Consider the following 18,648-nt stretch of genomic DNA (forward strand, 5'->3'; position numbering starts at 1 on the left):
CGGTAAAATGAGGAAAATATTATAAGTTAAAAGGCAAAATCACCGCAAAAAATGCTGAGTCTCAAGCCCTCTTAATTTATTGGGCAAGCAGGCGACTAATAGCAATTAAAAAACGCTGTCGATTTGGTCGCAGGCGATCGCACGCCCGCAGCAGTCCCTTGACCTGTTAAAATAAAATTGCTTTAGGGTGCAATACTTTGGCTCAAAGCACGTGATTTGAAACAAAAGCATTCCCCGATCGCCCCCCGAGGCACTTTCGCTTGCTTTCTTTGAGAAAATGCTTGACACAGTGGCAGCCGCCAAGTAAAGTGAGATCCAACATTATTAGCCTTAATTTGCATTGCCACTTGTAGCTCGTATTGTACAGCGTACTCCGAGACGGCAACCACACCCCTGCTATTCGGCTCTCCCCACTGTCCGCCCCTAATTACTAGCGATACATTGTTAAAGAAGGAAATACACAAAAATTTACATATATAATTTGTGTAGTATTTCAAATCGCTCCTCACCAGCAGCGATACAGCCCTCGCCAAGACAGTAGGAAGGAAAAAATATGTTTGAACGCTTTACAGAACAAGCCATTAAAGCAATAATGCTAGCTCAAGAGGAAGCACGGCGCCTCGGTCACAATTTTGTAGGCACCGAGCAAATTCTTCTGGGACTTGTCGGCGAAGGCACTGGCATCGCTGCAAAAGTATTACTGGATATGGGCCTCAACTTGAAAGAGGCGCGCAATGAAATCGAAAATATCATCGGTAGAGGTTCCGGGTTTCTCCCGCCAGAAATTCCGTTTACACCCCGCGTCAAGCGCATTTTTGAGACGGCGCTGAATGAAGCGCGGCAGTTAGGCCACAATTACATCGGCACCGAGCACATTCTGCTTGGGTTGATTCAAGACGATGAAGGTGTGGCGGCGAAGGTGCTGCAAAACCTGGGAATCGATCGCCAGAGAGTTCGCACGCAGGTAATTCGTGCTGTGGGAGAAGTAGCGGCAGTACCCGGAGGCCGAGGAGATAGCGGTGGCGATCGCAAAATCCCAACTTTAGAAGAATTTGGCACTAACTTAACTAAGTTAGCAGCCGCCGGCAAACTCGATCCAGTCGTGGGCCGCGAAAATGAAATCGAGCGCGTGATCCAAGTGTTGGGGCGCCGCACGAAGAACAATCCAGTGTTAGTAGGCGAACCCGGAGTCGGCAAAACAGCCCTCGCCGAAGGCCTCGCCCAGCGGATTGTTAACAGAAACGTCCCGGAAATTTTAGAAGACAAACAAGTAATCAGCCTCGATATGGGTTCGCTGATTGCTGGTACAAAATTCCGAGGCGAATTTGAGGAACGGCTGACGAAAATCATGGCAGAAATTCGCGCTGCCGGCAATATCATTCTGGTAATCGATGAGATTCATACCTTAGTTGGTGCAGGCGCGATTCAAGGTAGCATGGATGCTTCCAATATGCTCAAACCAGCCCTCGCCCGAGGTGAATTGCAGTGTGTCGGCGCGACTACCTTGGATGAATACCGCAAGCACATCGAGCGCGATGCAGCCCTAGAACGCCGTTTCCAACCGATTAAAGTCGGCGAACCGAGCGTGGCTGAAACAATAGAAATATTGTACGGTTTGCGATCGGCCTACGAACAGCACCACCGACTGACAATTTCCGATGCAGCTTTAGAAGCAGCGGCTACACTGTCAGACAGGTACATTAACGATCGATTTTTGCCAGACAAGGCGATCGACTTAATTGACGAAGCAGGTTCCCGCGTGCACGTGCTGAACTCGCAAACCCCGCCCGAAGTTAAAGAACTCAAAAAACAACTTCCGGCCGTCAGTAAAGAAAAAGATGCTGCTGTGCGCGAACAAGACTTCGACAAAGCAGGCAAATTGCGCGATCGCGAATTAGAAATCGAAGCTGAAATCGCCGAAGCTACAATCAACAAAAGCCAAGTCAGAATCTCTCCCATCGTCACAGAAGAAGACATCGCCCACATCGTGGCAAATTGGACGGGAGTACCTGTTAGCAAGCTGACAGAATCGGAATCGGAATTGCTGCTGCATATGGAAGACACCTTGCACCAGCGTTTGATCGGTCAAGAAGAAGCTGTCAGCGCAGTTTCTCGGGCGATCCGCCGCGCGCGGGTAGGCTTAAAAAATCCCAATCGCCCGATCGCCAGTTTCATATTTTCCGGCCCCACAGGCGTCGGCAAAACCGAACTGACAAAAGCCTTAGCAACATATTTCTTCGGTTCCGAAGAAGCAATGATTCGGTTAGATATGTCCGAGTTTATGGAACGTCACACTGTTTCTAAACTCATCGGTTCGCCTCCGGGTTACGTTGGCTACGACGAAGGCGGCCAACTAACAGAAGCAGTCCGGCGCCGTCCTTACACGGTAGTCTTGTTCGACGAAATCGAAAAAGCTCACCCGGATGTCTTCAACATGATGCTGCAAATCTTGGAAGACGGCCGTTTGACTGATGCTAAAGGTCGCACGGTAGACTTCAAGAATACGCTGCTGATCATGACATCAAACATCGGTTCGCGAGTCATTGAAAAAGGCGGCGGCGGTTTAGGCTTCGAGTTTGCCGAAAGTGCCGCAGACGGTCAGTACAACCGGGTTCGCAGCTTGGTAAACGAAGAATTGAAACAGTTCTTCCGTCCCGAATTTATCAACCGCTTGGATGAAATTATCGTCTTCCGCCAGTTGAACAAGGCAGAAATCAAGCAGATTGCTGACATCTTGTTGCAGGAAATTTTCAGTCGCTTAACCGAACAGGGTATCACTTTGTCGGTGACAGACAAGTTCAAGGATTTGTTAGTTAAAGAAGGCTACAATCCCAGCTACGGTGCTCGACCATTGCGCCGCGCCATCATGCGGTTGTTGGAAGATGTACTGGCTGAGGAAATGCTGTCTGGGAAGCTGAAAGACGGCCAAAGTGCGATCGTAGATGTGGATGAAAACGGTCAGGTTAAGGTATTGCCAGGTGGCGAATCTGAACCGAGATTGCCGGAATTCGCATTGAGTCATTAAGTGCGATGACACGCAGATAAATAACGTCTGATTAAAAACCCGGTTTCTTGCAGGAACCGGGTTTTTAATTAAAAAATGCCAGTTTGTAAGGTGCAAAAGCAGTTTGTAGTGCGGACTTCAGTCCGCAAAAAGCTGCGGACTGAAGTCCGCACTACGAACTAAATCGCATTTTTTGGCATTAATCCTAATTAGATGAACAAACTAGGTGACACTTTAAAATAATCGCCGAGTGCCTTAGCTTGTGCTTTGCTAATTGCCCGCTTGCCATTGACAACCTCAGAAACTACGCCACTAGATCCAATGATGCCAACTAAGTCAGCTTGACGGGTGCCGCTGGCTTCCATGATGTGTTGCAAAATCTCGTGAGGTTCGGATTTGTCGATCGCATAGTTTTGATCCTCGTAAACTTCAATTAGCGTTACCAATAACTTGTGTAAAGCTTTTTCTTCGAGAGTGCGGTTTTTGGCGAACGTCAGCCCCTCTGCGACTGCTAGGAGGCGATCGTATTCTGCCTCGGTTTCGATCGCCCGTGGAGCGACTTCTGCCAGCAAATTGCTATAATTAGCTCGATCAAAAGTAAGGGTCATTTTTCCATTTGTTTTTATCGTATTCAGCGTGGGTTAGGAAATATTTGTAATAAACCGTTTGGCTCTCGTAGTCTATGCCGACGATCAGGCGATATTCGTTACCTTTGATATTAAAAACAGTGAAATTTCCCACTGCTTCGGCATCCCGGTAAATCTTGCGAAGATCGTCCAAGTTCTGGCATTCTACTTTCTTGACAGTCGCATACCAGCTATCAATTGGTTTTTTGACATCGGGATACATGGCAGCGTCGTCACGGAGAGTGCGAATTGAAATTAGGTGCATGAATTTTTAATATCTTTTGTTGAATTTTTATCATCGATTTGCTAACTTCCACGAAACACTACGTCTTTATTCTCTCATTTTGAGAGGTAGATGTCAAGAGCCGATCGCCCCCAATCTTAAAAATTCTCAGAATTAATAAATAATCTGTGGAACGAAGCGGCTAAATTCACAAAAGCCACAGAATAAAGAAAAGAGAGCAAGAGAGGCGATCGAGATATGAGAAAGAAATGTCGAGATCGGGCGATCGCACAAACTTTACTGTCGCCCCTGCTTTTCATCAGACAAAGACTGCTGTTTTAGCAGTTTCTCCTCATGGTCTACAAGAGCTTTCTCCAACAGGAATGCTGCCAAATTGCTAGTCGATCGACCTTCTTGTTTCGCCCATTCCTCAAGGCGAGTGTAAATTCCGTCTGCTAAATATGTTGATAAGCGTTTGGTCATCAGAGACTAAGTTTTTGTTTAAGCTGAGTGTCAGTATATCGTTGGTGATTTCATAGCAATTTTACTGTCGCCCCTGCTTTTCATCAGATGGGGGTGATGGCTGTTTTTGGATTTTTTCCTGTTCTTCTCTCGCAGCTTTTTCTAAAAGGAATGCTGCTAAGCTGCTGATTGAACGGCGTTCTCGATCGGCCCAATCTTCAAGAATGTCATAGATTCCTTCAGCTAAATAAGTTGTCAAGCGTTTGGTCATCGGAGATTTAGTTTTGTTTAAGCCGATCTTAAGTGTGCTGCATTTAGGTCTTTATGTCTAACTGTCACGTATCCACTACATATGTGTGACTATTGCGTGCTATACTCGGAACAGTCAAAAGCCAGCGCGTCCCCTAGGAAAGTTCGTCGCTGGCCTGTGGCTTCCCAAATTCAGGAGACCTAAAACCATGATAGAACCTTCCAGCGACGGGAGCGAATTTTCCCGCGGCTATCAGCAGGCCTTAGACGACTTCGGCATTTCGCAACTGCTATCCTGCATCCGCAGCTACTCTGACGCGGATTTCGACGCGCAGCGGGTGCTGTTGCAGGAAAAAGAGGTCAAAAGCTTAGCTGGCCATCTAATCGAACAGTTGGCGGCCAACCTCACGGGTAGTCTTATCGCCAGTTACCTCAACACTCTGAGAAAAGCAGGTGACTCTTCCAAACCTTGGGCAATCGTGCGGATTTTGCCCAATGCTCAAAACCACACTGTTTCCCGTTTTTGCAATCGCCAAGATGCGGACGATCATTTAAGAGCTTTGCGGCGGTTTGTGCGATCGGGAATCTTTGAGATTGTGTTCGATCGACCTGGCGATCCAGAGTTAGATTAAACAATTAATAGCTCTGCTTTACGGTGGGTTTCTGCCCACCTTTGCCTATAATTGTTTGCTGATTCTTGTTCATTTAGACTCTCAAGTCGCGCCACAAAAAAAATAGTATGAGTCCAGCTTTTTATCCCAACACATCAACTACAGCAATTTCTATATCTGGAAAAGCTAGAATAGATAAAATCTTACCCCGCTGGAATCTTTGAATATTTTGGTATCCCGATGGAGAAGGTTCGCGATAAACTACGACACATTGCTCGTTAATATCTACCAGCCAAACTTCTGCAATACCCGCTTCAGCATAAAGAGGAATTTTGATATTTCTGTCAGTTTCAGCGGTTGTATCCGCTACTTCCACAATTAGTAAAATATCCTCCGACTGAGGATGTCCCAATTCATAAAAATCATCGCGCCGCCGCAGTAAGGAAATATCCGGTTCAGGTTCAGAGCGATCGCCCAATTCTACCGGATCTTGGACTCCAATGGTTACTCTTGATAATAAGCGGATATAGAATAACTCTGTCAGGCGCTTGACATGGGATGTGTGCCTTCTACCGACGGCGGCCATTTGAACAATTTCTCCTCGAATCAATTCAACTCGATCATCTTTTGTCAAGATGCCAGATTCAATCATCTGATGATATTCTTTTACTGTGAACAGGCGCTTGATTAACTGAGTTGTCATCACTTATTTGGCGCTCCTTTTAGTTGCCCTTTTTCTGTTGCATCGCCTTTGCTGCTTTCACAATCTCAAATCGCGGCGCAAAAAAAGGTATTTTTACTTATTGATTTTGGTTGATTTTTGCGCTATATTTTAGATAATGGGAGTGGTAACTCAAACTTAAAAATTGCCACCACTTCCATTATAATATGATACCTTTTTGAATCGGCAATGTCAAGCCTTTGACCCCAAAAAAAAGGGCGTTTTTTTTACATTTTATCGCAAAAAAATATAGTTTTGGTAAACGCAGATATCCCCGCGTCAGAGGAGTTGATTAAGGGAAGACTCAATCCCACGATTGCAATTGTACAACCCAATGCTGGACAAAAGCTGAAATGCGATCGCGCCGCGTCTCAAAAGTAGCAGCAATCCAGATAAACACAATCCCGAAAGCCAAGCCGATCGCCCATTTAATCAGGGGATAGTCAAAAATCAGCACCACCAACTGATAGAAAACATTGATTAAGAAAATTCCTGTTCCCACAAACAAAAACGCCCGCACTCGCAGCCCTAAACCCGCAGCAATCGCCACCAAGCTAAAAAATCCTGCAACTAAACCGTGGTTGTGTTGAGTCAAAAGAGGTATCCCGCAAATCATCGCCGTGGCTAGCATTCGCAGATTGTGGCGCAGGGTTTTTTGGGCTGGTAGTTGCAAAGCGCGATCGTACTGAGCAACATAAAGGAAAGAAAGCCCTAAAGGAGTAAAATACCATTCGGGTTGAGTCAATCCGATTTGTCCAAACCAGCGCAGTAATACCCAGTCAACTATCGCCACACTCACGTAGGTAAAACGGACTTCGCGCTTTTCCCAAGCTAGGAAAACATAGAAGGCGGCAGCTATCAGAAAGCTAATCGGATAAAACTTAGCGGGAGATTCCACAATAGTGATGATTGGAATCAGAGAAGCGATTATCTTCCAGGGATTTTTTGACCAACCCCAGTTATCCCAAGGTAAGATGTAAATGAAATAGGCAAATAGAGAAGCAAAGGCAACTTTCCACGGCCCCAGTGGCCCGGAAATGTACTTGACTAAAGGTGTATTGATCCAGTAAAGCCGGATGCCAAAGGCTTCTAGCCATCCTAAGTAAATCCAAATTTCTGCCCATTGGCGATCGAGATGATTTCGCCCTTGCAAGAAAGCATATTGCACTAAGAGGGTACCAGTGACTAATCCTAAATTTAGCCCGGATTTAATATAGTTGCCAGAAGCTGAAATCAGGAGTATACTGCTTAAAACCCAGTGCAGGTGAGCGAATATTTTTAATTCGGGATTGGTTAAATGTAAATAGCTGCTCAACCAAGGAGATAAAATGCGATAGATATAGGTTAATGTTGTGCCGAGAGTTGCTATCACAATTAAGCCGTCGCCAAAAGATCCTCCTCGTGTTTGGGAAAGTTGATATAGTAGGGATTCGTAGGCGGATGCTGATACGCCAATTAATCCTAAATAAACTAAAGGTTTAAATTCTTGCTGCCGCCTACCAATGCCGATCGCAATTAAAGACGCACCCAACGAGATTAAACCTGTACTATTGGTAAAGCTGTGCGATCGCAAAATCAAGCCCAATACCCCGTAAAGTAGAGGTATCACGTGAATGCTGGGTAAAATTTGGCGATAATCGGGGTTGCGCCGCCGCCACCAATCGCCCAACAATTGCGTAGATAAGCCCAAGGCAATATTCGCGACTGCCAAATTAATCATATTGCGTCCAATAAAGCTCAAACCGACTGCTGTCAACAACTCCAAACTCCAAGCCAAGGCATAAATTGCCAGCGGGGAAAGTTTGCCCAAACTTCGGAAAACAATTGCAGCCACAGTTACCAAAGTAGCAGCCAAAACTTGAGTAGAGGCTGGTAAACTCAAGGTACTGCGTGAATCGTAGAGTTGAAAGGAATAAAGAGTGATGTTTGTCAACAGCAAGCTGGTGACTAAGATTGCCCAACCATCCAAAGCTCGATCGTAAATTTCAGCTAAGGTCGAAGGTTCAGGCAACGTGCTAGAATAACGAACTATCGTGCTGCGAAGCAACCAGAGACACAAAAGTGCGATCGCCCCAGCAATTCCCCAAGCCCAACCAGACAAAAATCCTAATTGTAGAAGAGATGCGGCGGCGAAACTCAAGCCAAATCCGACTTGTATTGCAGCCGCTGGTTGTTCAATTAAATAGTAAGTATTGACGAACATCAACAGCGCAGCAAAACCCAAACCCATTAACCTGTATACCGGAAAGTCAAAAATCAGAAATTGTGCGATTATTAGCGCGATCGAACTCAAGGTACTTGCAAGTTGTTTGTGCGAAGTTTCACTATATTTAGCAACAGCAGTCAAAGCCAAAGGAGTCGCCAGCCACATCAAACCCCACTGAGAGTGCATATTACTGTACAGCAAGATAAAGCTCAATCCTGCCAACACCAATCCCAGATACCAGGAACTTTGGAATAACGCAGGATGCCAGCGAAAGAATGCAGAACTTTCTCTGGTATTTGCAGATTTCATCCAGACAAAAAATCCCCATTCAGCCACCATCAATATCAATAACATTCCTGCCCAAACATAGTCTCTCTGGTTTGGCAAAAACAAGTCAATTGCCGAAGTGAAGCCGCACAAACCAGTAATGTGAGTCAGCGAAACCCAAAATGCCGGATTTCCCTTGGTATCAACAGGAGAAACAGGCATCCCCACGAGTGGGGACTTCTGTGGAATTAGGTATTTCCAAGCGATCCAACCTAAAGTTACAGTAGAAATTAATAAATTGATCGATCGCCAAAACGGATTGACTACACTAATAATAGTTAAAACACTGCCCAAACCGAGAGCAAGATTTTCGCCAAAATGGGCAAGTGGAAACTTTCGCGATCGGTAGAGCCACTGCGCCGCACTTACGGTTAAAATTAAATAAGGCAACAGCAAAACACCCCAAAAAGCCCAAGGAGTTTGCCCAGAGTTGGTAAGCTGAGTTAAAAATGCAACAAATTGTGTTTTAATTCCTAAAGGAACCACTCGCCAAACCAGCCAAATGCTTTGAAGTCCAACGGCGAAAAGCATTAGCAAATCCAACTTTTGCCAAAACCGCACTAAGCGGTTATAAAAAAACCAAACAGCCAAGGCGCTAATGGCGATCGCCTGTAGAGGAATTTCGCGAAAACAAACCAGCCACCCCAAACCCAACAAACCCCCTCCGGCTAATTGCCAGTTAAAAAAGTTGCCGGGATTTGGCTCGTTAGATATATTGTTTCTAGTAGTTCCAGATGCAAGGGATTGCGGCCAATCTAGCCACGCTAACAGTACGCCACAAATTCCCAAAGCTAAACCCATTTCATGGATGTTGACATCCTTGACAAATATCGCCCGACCCAGTAAAATTCCCAAAGAATAAGCTACTAAAGCGGCTTTTCTGTAAGTCAGAAAATCTCTGCTGGAACTGAAAGCAGCGGCGGAAGTTTCAGTGTTTCCCCCGCGTGTGATAGATTGTACCCGTTGTTGCTGAACTTGATAAACTGTAGCAGCAGTAGTTCCCACCGTACCCAAGTAAACCGCAGCTAGGGCAAAGCCTGGAAATCCCCAACCCCAGTGCAAATAACTCAATCCCAAGTGATTTAGGGCGATCGAGGTAGTTACATTTTTCCCCCACAAACTTTGATACTGATCTTTAATAATTCTGCGCGTTATCCAAGTCAAAATAAATGCGGCGACGATGGCAACTGCCCAATCCCAAGGATATTTCCACAATCCAAAGGTGTCCATCGCCCAAAAATTTATCGGCACTAGCAACAGGGTAACTTCTTGCAAAGTTTGAGCAGTCAAGTGTAAATTAGGCTGTTTTTTTGCCCAACTGCCGATCGCCCAAAAAGTTAAAGTATAAGCTAACAAAACTCCATATTGTCCGGCAGCCGGAAATTTTTCCCACTGACTGGCAGCCAAGACTCCTGAGGAGACAACTACCATGAACACTCCTAAAAACAACAGCCACACGACGCTAATTTCGGCGATGAGGGACTGCAAAATTTGAGAGGCAAAAGTTGGGGTTTGAGGAGTTTCTGCGCGCTCGACAACGTTTTTTGTGGTTCTGGGTAATGCTTTTTGTGTTGCTAGAGCAGGTACTTTGGGTTCGGAAATAGGAGAACTCTGGCGATCGTCAATTTCAGAAAGGGCTACAGCGGGCTCGGGTATCGGGCAGACTAAATACTGTCGGCACAACTGCTCAACCTCAGCGGGCGAAATCAAACCCAGCCGCAGCCACGCATCTAAACCTGTCAACAACTCAGGATGCGACGCTAAGACGCTGAATTCTATTTTGCTCGATCGACCTTTAGGAGACGACATCGGCTTAAACTGCTACTAGCTACATTCCAGCTATAGCCTAGATTTCTGCCGATCGAACATCCGAGTATTCCGCCCTGAAAATTGGCACAATAAGTATCGATCGCAAAACCCAAAAATAACCGCGTACATCTGCGTGTATCTGCGGTTAAAAACTCCAAATTAGGAGACAGCATTGGAGCCAGAATTGCCGTGTTCTTACTTATTGATAGATTTCAGCAAAGTTTCCACACTAGCATTGTGGTCTATGAACGAAAACAAATGTTTAAATAGGAGTTTGCCCTCTGCATCCAAAACAAACTGAGCCGGCAAAGGAGCACCCAAAGCCTGACCGGTTTTATAGGCCCGAAACACTCTTACGCTTGGATCGGACAGCAGAGGCATTTTCAAGCCTAAATCTCTGACAACTATTTGGCTTTGCCTGTCGTCGGTGCTGGTTACCATCAATAATTCTATATTGCGATCGGCAAACTGTTCCCACTTTTCATTCAAAGCTTTAATGTGAGGAAAACAGAAAGGGCAATATTGCTTTTCAGTAAAAATCCGCGTAAAAGCCAGAACTACCGGCTTATCGCCCCGATAATTCGACAGCCGCACTAATTTGCCATTATTAATATCCGGCAATTCAAAATCTGGTGTCCTCTGTCCCAGCTTCAGAACATTAGTCGCGGGAACAGGCAATAAATTTTGGAAAAACCGCTGATTTAACAAGCCGCTAAAATCAGTAGAAGTCAGCATATTTGCTAATTTGGGAATGGGGAATTGAGCATTGGGCAATGGGCGAAGCGAAGCGGAGGGATTGGGCATTGCACCGAAAGTTTCGAGGGCGGGCACTCACAGGCGCCGCCCTACAACTCAAAACGATCGAGTTAGACAGCAGCAAAGAATACTTTCGACTTAACTGGATCGGGTGTCATGGTTTTGTCACCGGGCTGCCAGCCAGCGGGACAAACTTCATCGGGGTGAGACTGAACGTGTTGGATAGCTTGCAGAGTGCGGAGAGTTTCGTCTACGTTGCGGCCGAAGGCAAGGTTGTTGATAGTAGAGTGTTGGATGATGCCTTCTTTGTCGATGATGAACAGACCTCTGAGGGCAATACCTGCTTCTGGGTCGAGGACGTTGTAGTCGGAACTGATGGTTTTTTTGAGGTCAGCAACTAAAGGATAGTTGAGGTCGCCGACACCGCCGGATTTGCGGTCTGATTGTATCCAAGCAAGGTGAGAGAATTCGCTGTCAACGGAGACGCCGAGGATTTCGGTATCGATTTTTTTGAAGTCCTCATGGCGATCGCTAAATGCTGTAATCTCTGTGGGGCACACAAAGGTGAAGTCCAAGGGGTAGAAGAACAGGACTACATACTTTTTGCCTTTATAGTCTGACAGTTTAACTGTCTTGAATTCCTGATCCACTACGGCTGTTGCTGCGAAATCGGGTGCAGCTTGACCAACCCGGAGGCATTCACTTGTCATAGATTTTGTTTCCTTTTTTACGAACTGTTACAAATATATCATACTCATAACGACTACAAGTATGTTCTCGGCAAGTCTAAAAAATCACGCTCTCAAAATAGAGAGCGTGATTTTTTCCATTAAATTATGGCTCAGGCGGGATTTGAACCTGCGACCTTGGGCTTATGAGTCCCCTGCGCTAACCACTGCGCCACTGAGCCAAACTTACTTCACGATTTACCATCGTAGCACGGTAGGTGGAAGTATGTCTGTATTCCCAACAACCGAATTTCTAATACCTTCCGATCTAAGTTATGAGTTTTGGTAATGATTCAAAACCCATAACTTGAGACCAGTCGTTATCGAGAAGCACTGGACGTATCGTTAGGCAGAAAAGCCATTGGATTGACAGCACCCTGTCCGGCGGGATGGATTTCAAAGTGCAAGTGCGGCCCGGTACTGAAGCCGGTGCTGCCCATTTCTGCAATCTGTTCGCCGCGATCGACCTGCTGACCCTTTTTAACCAAAATTCGGTTGTTGTGGGCGTAGATCGTTTCTGATCCGTCTGGATGGGTAATTTCCACCAGATAGCCGTACCCTCCGTCATTCCAATCTGCATAGGTAACCACCCCGCTGTCGGCGGCCACAATTGGCGTGCCGATCGGCCCTGCAATATCAATTCCCTTGTGCATCCGTCCCCAGCGCCAGCCGTAGCCAGAAGTGAGAACGCCCTTAGCCGGCCAAATCAATCCGTTAGCCGACTGCTGTTTGCCGCCGCCGTTAGGCAGATAAGTATCAGCGCCCGAAAGTGGAGGCAGTTCTGGAGAAACCATGCGTCCCAAAGACGGGTTGCTCAGGGGGTCATAACCCTCGGAACCCAAAGGAGCAGTTGCTACCACCGGCCGTTCTTGAGTAGAGGTAGGCGTTAGGTTGATCGGTTGCAGTTCGGCTGCACGAGCGGGATCGAAACGCTCTTGCTGCTGTTTCTGAACTTCCTGGGACCACCCTCTCGACGGCGGTCTGCCGATTTCATTCTGCACCGCTCCAGCGTATTCGGGGGTGTAGAGGTCGGGATTGACGCTTGGCAGTTCTTCAGACGGGTTGGAGGCGAGTTTCGCTTCTGGGCCCTCAGTTGGAGCCAGGGAAACCGCATTTGCCCCGATCGAATTGCGCTCGGCGCGATATTCCTCTCGCAGTCTGACAACTTCTGCCCTCAAGCGTTCGGAATAAGGGTTGAGAGCGGTAGCGGTGGGTAGATCCTCCGCATTCGACTCAAGTACAGCGTTCGTGGGAGCGGGATTTAAACCCTGGGCGCTAACATTTTGCAAACCGAAAGGCTGCGGGTATGCAGCAGCGAGGTTGGTAGCAGTTGCACTTGCTGGCTGGGGCAGGGCGCTGGTGTCAACGGCACCTGTAAATGTTGGTTCGCCTTGAAGTTCCAGCTTTCTGTTGTCGCTAATGGTTTGAGAAACTTGAGTTAGCGGAATGCTGTTAATTTTGGGAACCATCGGCGCTGAAATATTGTTCAGACCTTCCAAGTTCGCCAAGGGAGAGACAACGGCCACTTTTGGGGCGGGTGCTGCAACGCCAGCACTGGTTATTTCCGAGGTAGACGAACTGGGGTTCAAAGATGCGGGAACCGAAGTCGCCGACCAGACAGATGTAGAGTTAGAGGCAGAATCAGATGCTGCCGCCTGCACCGCTGGATTATTTGACCGAACGTTGGGAATTTTCAGCCGTTGATTGACATTCAGCAAGTTGGGATTGCCCAGCTTGTTGATGGCTATCAGCTCTTTGGGCGATACCCGGTAATTAGAGGCGATCGCATCTAACGTATCTCCCGGGCGCACGTTGTAGAGCCCCTGGGCTGGCCCTGCGCTACTGCCTGCTGGGGACACTACCACAGCGGAGGGCAAACTAGGTGTTGCGAGAGACTGTTCAATGAACTCCAACGATCGATCGGGCGATGCTGCTTGACCCACCGAGGCATTGGGAATTACAGGTGTGGCCCTGAGGTCAGGAATTGCTGGCGAGGTGGCATATTCCGGGGATGCCAGCGTCGGTACAGCAGGTGTAGATGAATTTGGTCCCACCTCAGAGTCCAACAGGGGCCGACCTGATGCTGTAGTGCGGTTTTCCTGTTTTTTCAAACTGTCGATCGCCCCGTCTGCGTTCGGGCTGTCGATCGAGCTTTGCGTCGGTACAGTCGTCGCCATATCTGGCGCTTCCGTTGACTGACCGTACTGGGCTGCACTATCCAACGACTCGGAGCCAGTTAGATTTAATTTTTGTTCTGGATTGACTGTGGCAGTATTGCCAGGGTTCTCTTGTGGCGAGGCTTCTAGAGCCTCCGGAATTCTGAGTTCTTGGCCGACTTGGAGTGCGGTATCGGGTTTGATGCCGTTGGCAGTTGCTAGTGCCTTCGGTTCAATTTCATAGTCCCGAGACAGATCCCAAAGGGTTTGTCCCTGCTGAACCTTAACCCCTGCCTGTTCGGCTGAGGAGCCGTCAACTTGTCCGGTGGTAGCGGGCCCGTTGGTCGATACAGGCTTTAATTCAACGGTCGATTCTGCTGTCGGTGTGAGTTCAGACGCGCGAGCGCTGTCTCCGTTTCTCGGCAGCAGGATGCCAGAAGCACCTACCGATATTGCCAGCCCGATCGTGGCGAGAGAGCGAAAGGAGCCTGTGCTGAGCGTTGTCTGCTTGGACGGTTCCGCAGAACCGTCTCTGTCGATTTCACTAGCCTGAACAGGCTTATTTTTTTGGGGATATGTTCGTTTCAAAAAAACGACCTCCTACTGAGAAGCGCTAACTGTCCTTGGAAACACTCAAGGGATTGCATGACGCTGAATTTAAATCAACAACCAAAAATATTCTGATTGTTGAAAGCGATCGTGCTTAGGCAAGATTACCTTGCTTTTTTAATTTAGACAAGCTCGAACCGTAATAATTTTTTAAATTCTCGGTCAAACCCGCTGCAATTACACCCCACAAGCCTTACACCGCAATAGTTGGAACGAATACATAAAATATCCGTTCCCGCACAGGCTAAGACTCTCACCTATTGTCCGACTCTATGCTAATTTCCGGACAACCTACAACCGTATATTCACTAGATATCAATAGCCTTCAGGCACAATCAGGCGATCCCTGGCGCCTTAAATCGCTGAAATCCTCTGTTTTTGTGGCTACATCCTCGCAGCGACTAATTTGGTATTACTGATAACAATCTGTTTTTGGATGAATAAAATATATTAATCTCCGCTATCTAGATTTTCACCGCTTTGATACAAATTTCTTATATTTAAAGCGAAAGTTGGTTGTACCCGACAGCTATTAAATATCTATATATGTATGTATCTGTCGATCGCGATTTATCCGAGTTCGCCCAACTGTCGTTTAGCCTCAAATAAACCTACAGCGGCGCTGACAGAGAGATTCAAACTCCTGACTCCAGGCTGGCTCATGGGAATAAAAACTGTGGCATCGCAGGCATCCAAGACCAATTTAGGAATGCCGACAGTTTCTGAGCCAAACATCAACCAGTCGCTGGGCTGAAATTGGAATTGGGTATAACTGCATCGTCCACCAGTGCTGAATCCGATCGTTCGCCCTCCTCGCTCCTGCTGAAATATCTCAAAAGCAGCTAAGTCTTCGTGACAGTGGAGATTGACATAGGGCCAATAATCTAAGCCGGCCCTTTTCAGGTAGCGATCGCTAATTTCAAACCCCAGCGGGCCGACTAAATGTAATGTCGTGCCTGTGGCAGCGCAAGTGCGGGCGATATTGCCAGTATTCGGGGGAATTTGCGGGTGAATCAAGACAAGTTGGGGCATGAAGCTTTAAACAGTTGACAGTTGACAGTTGACCTGGGACAGTTGACAGCCCCCATCGCCCCAAGGATAGCAATGGTTTCAGCGATTAAACACGTCTTGGCAGTTGCTATCAAAGCAAAAAATACAGCTATTGGCACATTTAGAAATCTACCCAAAGGTAGATACTATTCATAGCTTTTATTTATAACAGGTGCCGGCTGCCATTGATTAAATATTCTGATTTGTTTTGCACTGCTACTGTTCAAGCGACTAACTGGCCGCACAAATTGTCTTCCAGCTCCCATTCCTGGTGAGCCATGCCATCAATCCCTTGCAGAATAATCGTGCGCGCATCCAAACCGCCCTCATACAGTTTCAACCACTGTTGGGCGGTGTTGCCTTCCCGGAGAATCTTTTTGAGCGGCGAGAGAAAGCAACTAAAGCCACGTTTTTTGGCGATCGGCCAGACTTCCTGGTAAATTTCCTCAATCCAATCTCGCGCCAAAATCTTTCTGCCGTCTTGCCAGTGAGTGAGTTCGGCATCCAAACTTTGCCGGGATGCAGCAATTTCGTTGGCGTCGGTGAGGGCAACTAAGTCTTGATTGCGGGTGGCGGCCGGTAAGGTACTGAGTGCTAAGGGGTCTAAGCCGGGGTCTTCCATCATCTGCCAAATACGAGCTTCTAGCAAGGCAGTGATGGCCAACAAAGCCAGAGGATTGACTTCAAGATCGCAAATTCTCAGTTCGAGGCGGTTGAGACAGTAGGGGCGACGATCGCCATTTGGCCGCACAGCAGACCACAAATGGCGGACGTTTTGCATACTGCCGAGTTCTAGCTGTTCTTCAGTCCACTGGATGTAATGCTTGTGACTTTCAAACAGGGGGACGATCGCGGGAGTTTTGGGAAACAAACCCCACCGGGTAGAATGATAGCCCGTGACTTCGCCGTCGAGGAACGGGGAAGAAGCGCTCAATGCCAAGTATAGCGGTGCTTCGACGCGGGCGAGGCGGATGGCGCGCATCAGCATTTCTGGTTCGGAGATGCCGATGTTGATGTGAATGCTGGCAGTGACGACTTTGGTGCCGTAGGTTTGCTCGATGTAGGTGTGATAGGGGTTGTTGGGATCCGATCGGTAAAATCGATCGCTCCCACCGAGAGATAGCGTACTTCCCGGGAGCAAGGTATAGTCGCCCAACTGTTTGAGATACTCGCGCAGCCGGACTCGCGGCTTGACTAGGGCGCACAGCAGGCGATCGTAGCTGCACAGCGGGGCCGTCGTGTACTCCACATTGCGACTATCAGGCTCCCGCACAAATCCCTCTAGATCGGCGACTATGCGATCGGAGAGACCGACAACCTCACCTTCGGGCGTGCCGGTATACATTTCTACTTCAAAGCCTTTTGATAGCAGCACGTTTGTTCCTCAGCTAAGTTGAGTGCTAATTTCTAGTATCCCAAAAATTGAGCTGTTCGTACTATCTGCCACAAGGCAGAGTTAAAATTTTTGGAGGCTGGGACTGAAACCGGGTATTTGGGCGCCAGCTTTGTTTGAGCGTTTGTGTGTTAGTTGCGGCACCCAAAGCGGCAAATGCTGGCACCGCCAAGAGTTTCCGAGGCGGTTTTCGGGTGTCAAAGGCTGTTTGTGCGATCGCCTTTGTGTTTGATGCGGCATTCGGGGCGCGATCGTACTTATCGTAAACAGAACCCACCCTTACCACAGACAGAAGTGAGAAAGCACTGCATTCTTCCCTCTTCGCTGTTCCTTCTTCCCTCTTCTTTCTGTCACAGGTCAACTATCAACTGTCAACTATTTCAAGATAACTTTATTCATCCGAGACTCAAGCAAAATCCGCTTAACCTCAATCCGGTAGTCGTATTTTTTGCACTGTGAGTAGGCGCGAGAGCGACAGGAATTTTAGGAATATTTCTGGCTATTCCGTTAGCGGGAGTGATAGTTAGCTGGTTTGAAATTGAACAAACGCAAGCGTAAGGCCAATTGATAAAGCCGTCCCATTTTAGAGAAAGTCAGGCTGAACAACCGGTTTTAAACTGCAAACTAGAAGTCCGATGCTCCAAAAACTATCCTGGGCGCAACGCGAAACTAAAAGTAAAGAGAAAAAGCAACCTAGGGTTTACGCGGAGCATACACTTTACTGCGTAGAGTCAATTCATAAATTGCAAGTCAGTAGGAAATCTTGCTTCTTCTGGTTGGGGATCGTAAATGTAATCGCAGTCAAAGCGCATAGCTTGAGAGTGGCGGCTGATCGAAAATCCGCAGTGAGTCACCATTTCTGTAGTAAAAGTAGCCATGACTAACTCGATAAGTTTTGTGTAAGAAATGTTAGGCTGTTGAACGTAATAAGCGCGTCTAGCAAAAAAGATTCTCTCATCTTTCGGTACAATTATGGCATTAATTTTGTGTGCGTGTTGAATTGGCTTGATATAGCTTTCAATAAACTGCGACTGATTTTTTTGAAGTCTGGCTAATCTTTCGTGTTGCAACCAACTCATTTGAAACACAATTTTAATAAATTCAAAACCCAAAATGTAGTTAAAAACATTATTCCGTTCTTCTGTACTCAATACGAAACGCAGTGCAGATTCTAAATATTGGTCTGTTTCCCGGAGCGCTTGTTGAGATGAGTGGATATAAAATTGTTTGATGTAGCTTCTTAAATCAGATTCGTTTAATTCTTTTTTGACTCGGAATCTGATTAAATACTCTTTAACTCGGTGTAGAGTATCTACATCTTCAAACATTTTTGAGACTAAGCCGTCGGCTGTGTACTCATCTAAAAATTTGGCTTGAAAATCGGGAGTAGATGCACACAATATGTAGGAGAGGGACAAAACGTAGCGTCGCTGGTTCCAAGGCAAGCTTTCTGCCCACTCCTTAACTTCTACAGGGAGTTTTTCCAGCACGGTATCTGTGTGGGGACGTTGAGAAAGGTCGGCATATTTATATTTTTGTTTAATCATTGCCTGAAACCTTGTATTAGTTAATTGACCGGGTAATATATGGCAGGTAAGTACAGTAAAGTAGAGGCCGGCAGTTACCACTTATGTAATTTTTTTATATACCTCTAAGGATACAGGATTTAGCGGGTAAAGGCGGTGATCTGTCTCACATTTTTGCGGACTTACTATCAC

Annotated in this window: 17 protein-coding genes and 1 tRNA gene; 2 read left to right on the top strand and 16 right to left on the bottom strand. The window is 46.9% G+C overall.

Annotated elements, in window-relative coordinates; genetic code table 11:
- Nucleotides 1–182 precede the first annotated feature (182 nt).
- Nucleotides 183–497 carry a hypothetical protein gene (locus JGK07_RS07125; RefSeq protein WP_293189201.1) on the bottom strand — a complete coding sequence of 105 codons (315 nt, stop codon included), beginning with the start codon at nt 495–497 and terminating at the stop codon, nt 183–185.
- Nucleotides 498–553: 56 nt separating this feature from the next.
- Here JGK07_RS07125 and JGK07_RS07130 point away from each other — a divergent pair, with 56 nt between their 5' ends.
- The gene (locus JGK07_RS07130; RefSeq protein ID WP_293225161.1) at nt 554–3,025 is read left to right on the top strand and encodes an ATP-dependent Clp protease ATP-binding subunit; all 2,472 of its coding nucleotides are present in this window, start codon (nt 554–556) and stop codon (nt 3,023–3,025) included.
- A 188-nt stretch (nt 3,026–3,213) separates the two neighbouring features.
- On the opposite strand, the gene JGK07_RS07135 is transcribed toward JGK07_RS07130, so the two are convergent.
- From JGK07_RS07135 to JGK07_RS07150, 4 genes are all read right to left on the bottom strand, one after another.
- Nucleotides 3,214–3,612 carry a transcriptional regulator gene (locus JGK07_RS07135; protein ID WP_293176596.1) on the bottom strand — a complete coding sequence of 133 codons (399 nt, stop codon included), beginning with the start codon at nt 3,610–3,612 and terminating at the stop codon, nt 3,214–3,216.
- Complete coding sequence (locus JGK07_RS07140) at nt 3,596–3,895, bottom strand: type II toxin-antitoxin system HigB family toxin (RefSeq protein ID WP_293176594.1); 300 nt, start codon at nt 3,893–3,895, stop codon at nt 3,596–3,598. Before JGK07_RS07140 ends, JGK07_RS07135 begins: the two co-directional genes overlap by 17 nt.
- A gap of 255 nt (nt 3,896–4,150) precedes the next feature.
- Nucleotides 4,151–4,336 carry a hypothetical protein gene (locus JGK07_RS07145; RefSeq protein ID WP_293176592.1) on the bottom strand — a complete coding sequence of 62 codons (186 nt, stop codon included), beginning with the start codon at nt 4,334–4,336 and terminating at the stop codon, nt 4,151–4,153.
- 61 nt (nt 4,337–4,397) lie between these two features.
- Nucleotides 4,398–4,586, bottom strand: coding sequence for a hypothetical protein (locus tag JGK07_RS07150; protein WP_293176590.1), 189 nt, complete (start codon nt 4,584–4,586; stop codon nt 4,398–4,400).
- Between the two features lie 187 nt (nt 4,587–4,773).
- Here JGK07_RS07150 and JGK07_RS07155 point away from each other — a divergent pair, with 187 nt between their 5' ends.
- Nucleotides 4,774–5,196: a hypothetical protein gene (locus tag JGK07_RS07155; protein ID WP_293176588.1), complete on the top strand. Its 423-nt coding sequence runs from the start codon at nt 4,774–4,776 to the stop codon at nt 5,194–5,196.
- A gap of 121 nt (nt 5,197–5,317) precedes the next feature.
- Here the strand turns inward: JGK07_RS07155 and JGK07_RS07160 are convergent, their stop codons facing one another.
- The 11 genes from JGK07_RS07160 to JGK07_RS07210 all read right to left on the bottom strand — a co-directional run bounded on the left by JGK07_RS07160 (nt 5,318) and on the right by JGK07_RS07210 (nt 18,477).
- Entirely contained in the window at nt 5,318–5,878 is a 561-nt protein-coding gene (locus tag JGK07_RS07160; protein ID WP_293176586.1) for a Uma2 family endonuclease, read from the bottom strand.
- Between the two features lie 322 nt (nt 5,879–6,200).
- Nucleotides 6,201–10,238, bottom strand: coding sequence for a hypothetical protein (locus JGK07_RS07165; RefSeq protein WP_293242024.1), 4,038 nt, complete (start codon nt 10,236–10,238; stop codon nt 6,201–6,203).
- Entirely contained in the window at nt 10,205–10,411 is a 207-nt protein-coding gene (locus tag JGK07_RS07170) for a hypothetical protein (protein WP_293176582.1), read from the bottom strand. Before JGK07_RS07170 ends, JGK07_RS07165 begins: the two co-directional genes overlap by 34 nt.
- Before the next feature lie 22 nt (nt 10,412–10,433).
- Complete coding sequence (locus tag JGK07_RS07175) at nt 10,434–10,973, bottom strand: peroxiredoxin (protein WP_293176754.1); 540 nt, start codon at nt 10,971–10,973, stop codon at nt 10,434–10,436.
- A gap of 131 nt (nt 10,974–11,104) precedes the next feature.
- Entirely contained in the window at nt 11,105–11,704 is a 600-nt protein-coding gene (locus tag JGK07_RS07180) for a peroxiredoxin (RefSeq protein ID WP_293176580.1), read from the bottom strand.
- A 127-nt stretch (nt 11,705–11,831) separates the two neighbouring features.
- Nucleotides 11,832–11,904, bottom strand: a tRNA-Met gene (locus JGK07_RS07185).
- Between the two features lie 138 nt (nt 11,905–12,042).
- A complete protein-coding gene (locus JGK07_RS07190; RefSeq protein WP_293176578.1) occupies nt 12,043–14,466 on the bottom strand; it encodes a peptidoglycan DD-metalloendopeptidase family protein in 2,424 nt (807 codons plus the stop codon).
- A 591-nt stretch (nt 14,467–15,057) separates the two neighbouring features.
- The gene (locus tag JGK07_RS07195) at nt 15,058–15,519 is read right to left on the bottom strand and encodes a tRNA (cytidine(34)-2'-O)-methyltransferase (protein ID WP_293145927.1); all 462 of its coding nucleotides are present in this window, start codon (nt 15,517–15,519) and stop codon (nt 15,058–15,060) included.
- Between the two features lie 241 nt (nt 15,520–15,760).
- Entirely contained in the window at nt 15,761–16,912 is a 1,152-nt protein-coding gene (gene gshA / locus JGK07_RS07200; protein WP_293176576.1) for a glutamate--cysteine ligase, read from the bottom strand.
- Nucleotides 16,913–16,973: 61 nt separating this feature from the next.
- Complete coding sequence (locus JGK07_RS07205) at nt 16,974–17,291, bottom strand: hypothetical protein (RefSeq protein ID WP_293176574.1); 318 nt, start codon at nt 17,289–17,291, stop codon at nt 16,974–16,976.
- Nucleotides 17,292–17,661: 370 nt separating this feature from the next.
- A complete protein-coding gene (locus tag JGK07_RS07210) occupies nt 17,662–18,477 on the bottom strand; it encodes a cobyrinic acid a,c-diamide synthase (RefSeq protein WP_293176572.1) in 816 nt (271 codons plus the stop codon).
- Between the last annotated feature and the right edge of the window lie 171 nt (nt 18,478–18,648).

The organism is Microcoleus sp. PH2017_24_DOB_U_A (genome assembly GCF_020738205.1).
Lineage (GTDB): Bacteria > Cyanobacteriota > Cyanobacteriia > Cyanobacteriales > Microcoleaceae > Microcoleus.

Excerpts from the sequence above, each read along its gene's own strand:
- JGK07_RS07150 (WP_293176590.1), bottom strand. The coding sequence starts at position 4,586 with ATGACCAAACGCTTGACAACTTATTTAGCTGAAGGAATCTATGACATT.
- JGK07_RS07140 (WP_293176594.1), bottom strand. The coding sequence starts at position 3,895 with ATGCACCTAATTTCAATTCGCACTCTCCGTGACGACGCTGCCATGTAT.
- JGK07_RS07145 (WP_293176592.1), bottom strand. The coding sequence starts at position 4,336 with ATGACCAAACGCTTATCAACATATTTAGCAGACGGAATTTACACTCGC.
- JGK07_RS07175 (WP_293176754.1), bottom strand. The coding sequence starts at position 10,973 with ATGCTGACTTCTACTGATTTTAGCGGCTTGTTAAATCAGCGGTTTTTC.
- JGK07_RS07180 (WP_293176580.1), bottom strand. The coding sequence starts at position 11,704 with ATGACAAGTGAATGCCTCCGGGTTGGTCAAGCTGCACCCGATTTCGCA.
- JGK07_RS07195 (WP_293145927.1), bottom strand. The coding sequence starts at position 15,519 with ATGCCCCAACTTGTCTTGATTCACCCGCAAATTCCCCCGAATACTGGC.
- JGK07_RS07160 (WP_293176586.1), bottom strand. The coding sequence starts at position 5,878 with ATGACAACTCAGTTAATCAAGCGCCTGTTCACAGTAAAAGAATATCAT.
- JGK07_RS07210 (WP_293176572.1), bottom strand. The coding sequence starts at position 18,477 with ATGATTAAACAAAAATATAAATATGCCGACCTTTCTCAACGTCCCCAC.
- JGK07_RS07135 (WP_293176596.1), bottom strand. The coding sequence starts at position 3,612 with ATGACCCTTACTTTTGATCGAGCTAATTATAGCAATTTGCTGGCAGAA.
- JGK07_RS07165 (WP_293242024.1), bottom strand. The coding sequence starts at position 10,238 with ATGTCGTCTCCTAAAGGTCGATCGAGCAAAATAGAATTCAGCGTCTTA.
- JGK07_RS07155 (WP_293176588.1), top strand. The coding sequence starts at position 4,774 with ATGATAGAACCTTCCAGCGACGGGAGCGAATTTTCCCGCGGCTATCAG.
- JGK07_RS07130 (WP_293225161.1), top strand. The coding sequence starts at position 554 with ATGTTTGAACGCTTTACAGAACAAGCCATTAAAGCAATAATGCTAGCT.
- JGK07_RS07170 (WP_293176582.1), bottom strand. The coding sequence starts at position 10,411 with ATGCTGTCTCCTAATTTGGAGTTTTTAACCGCAGATACACGCAGATGT.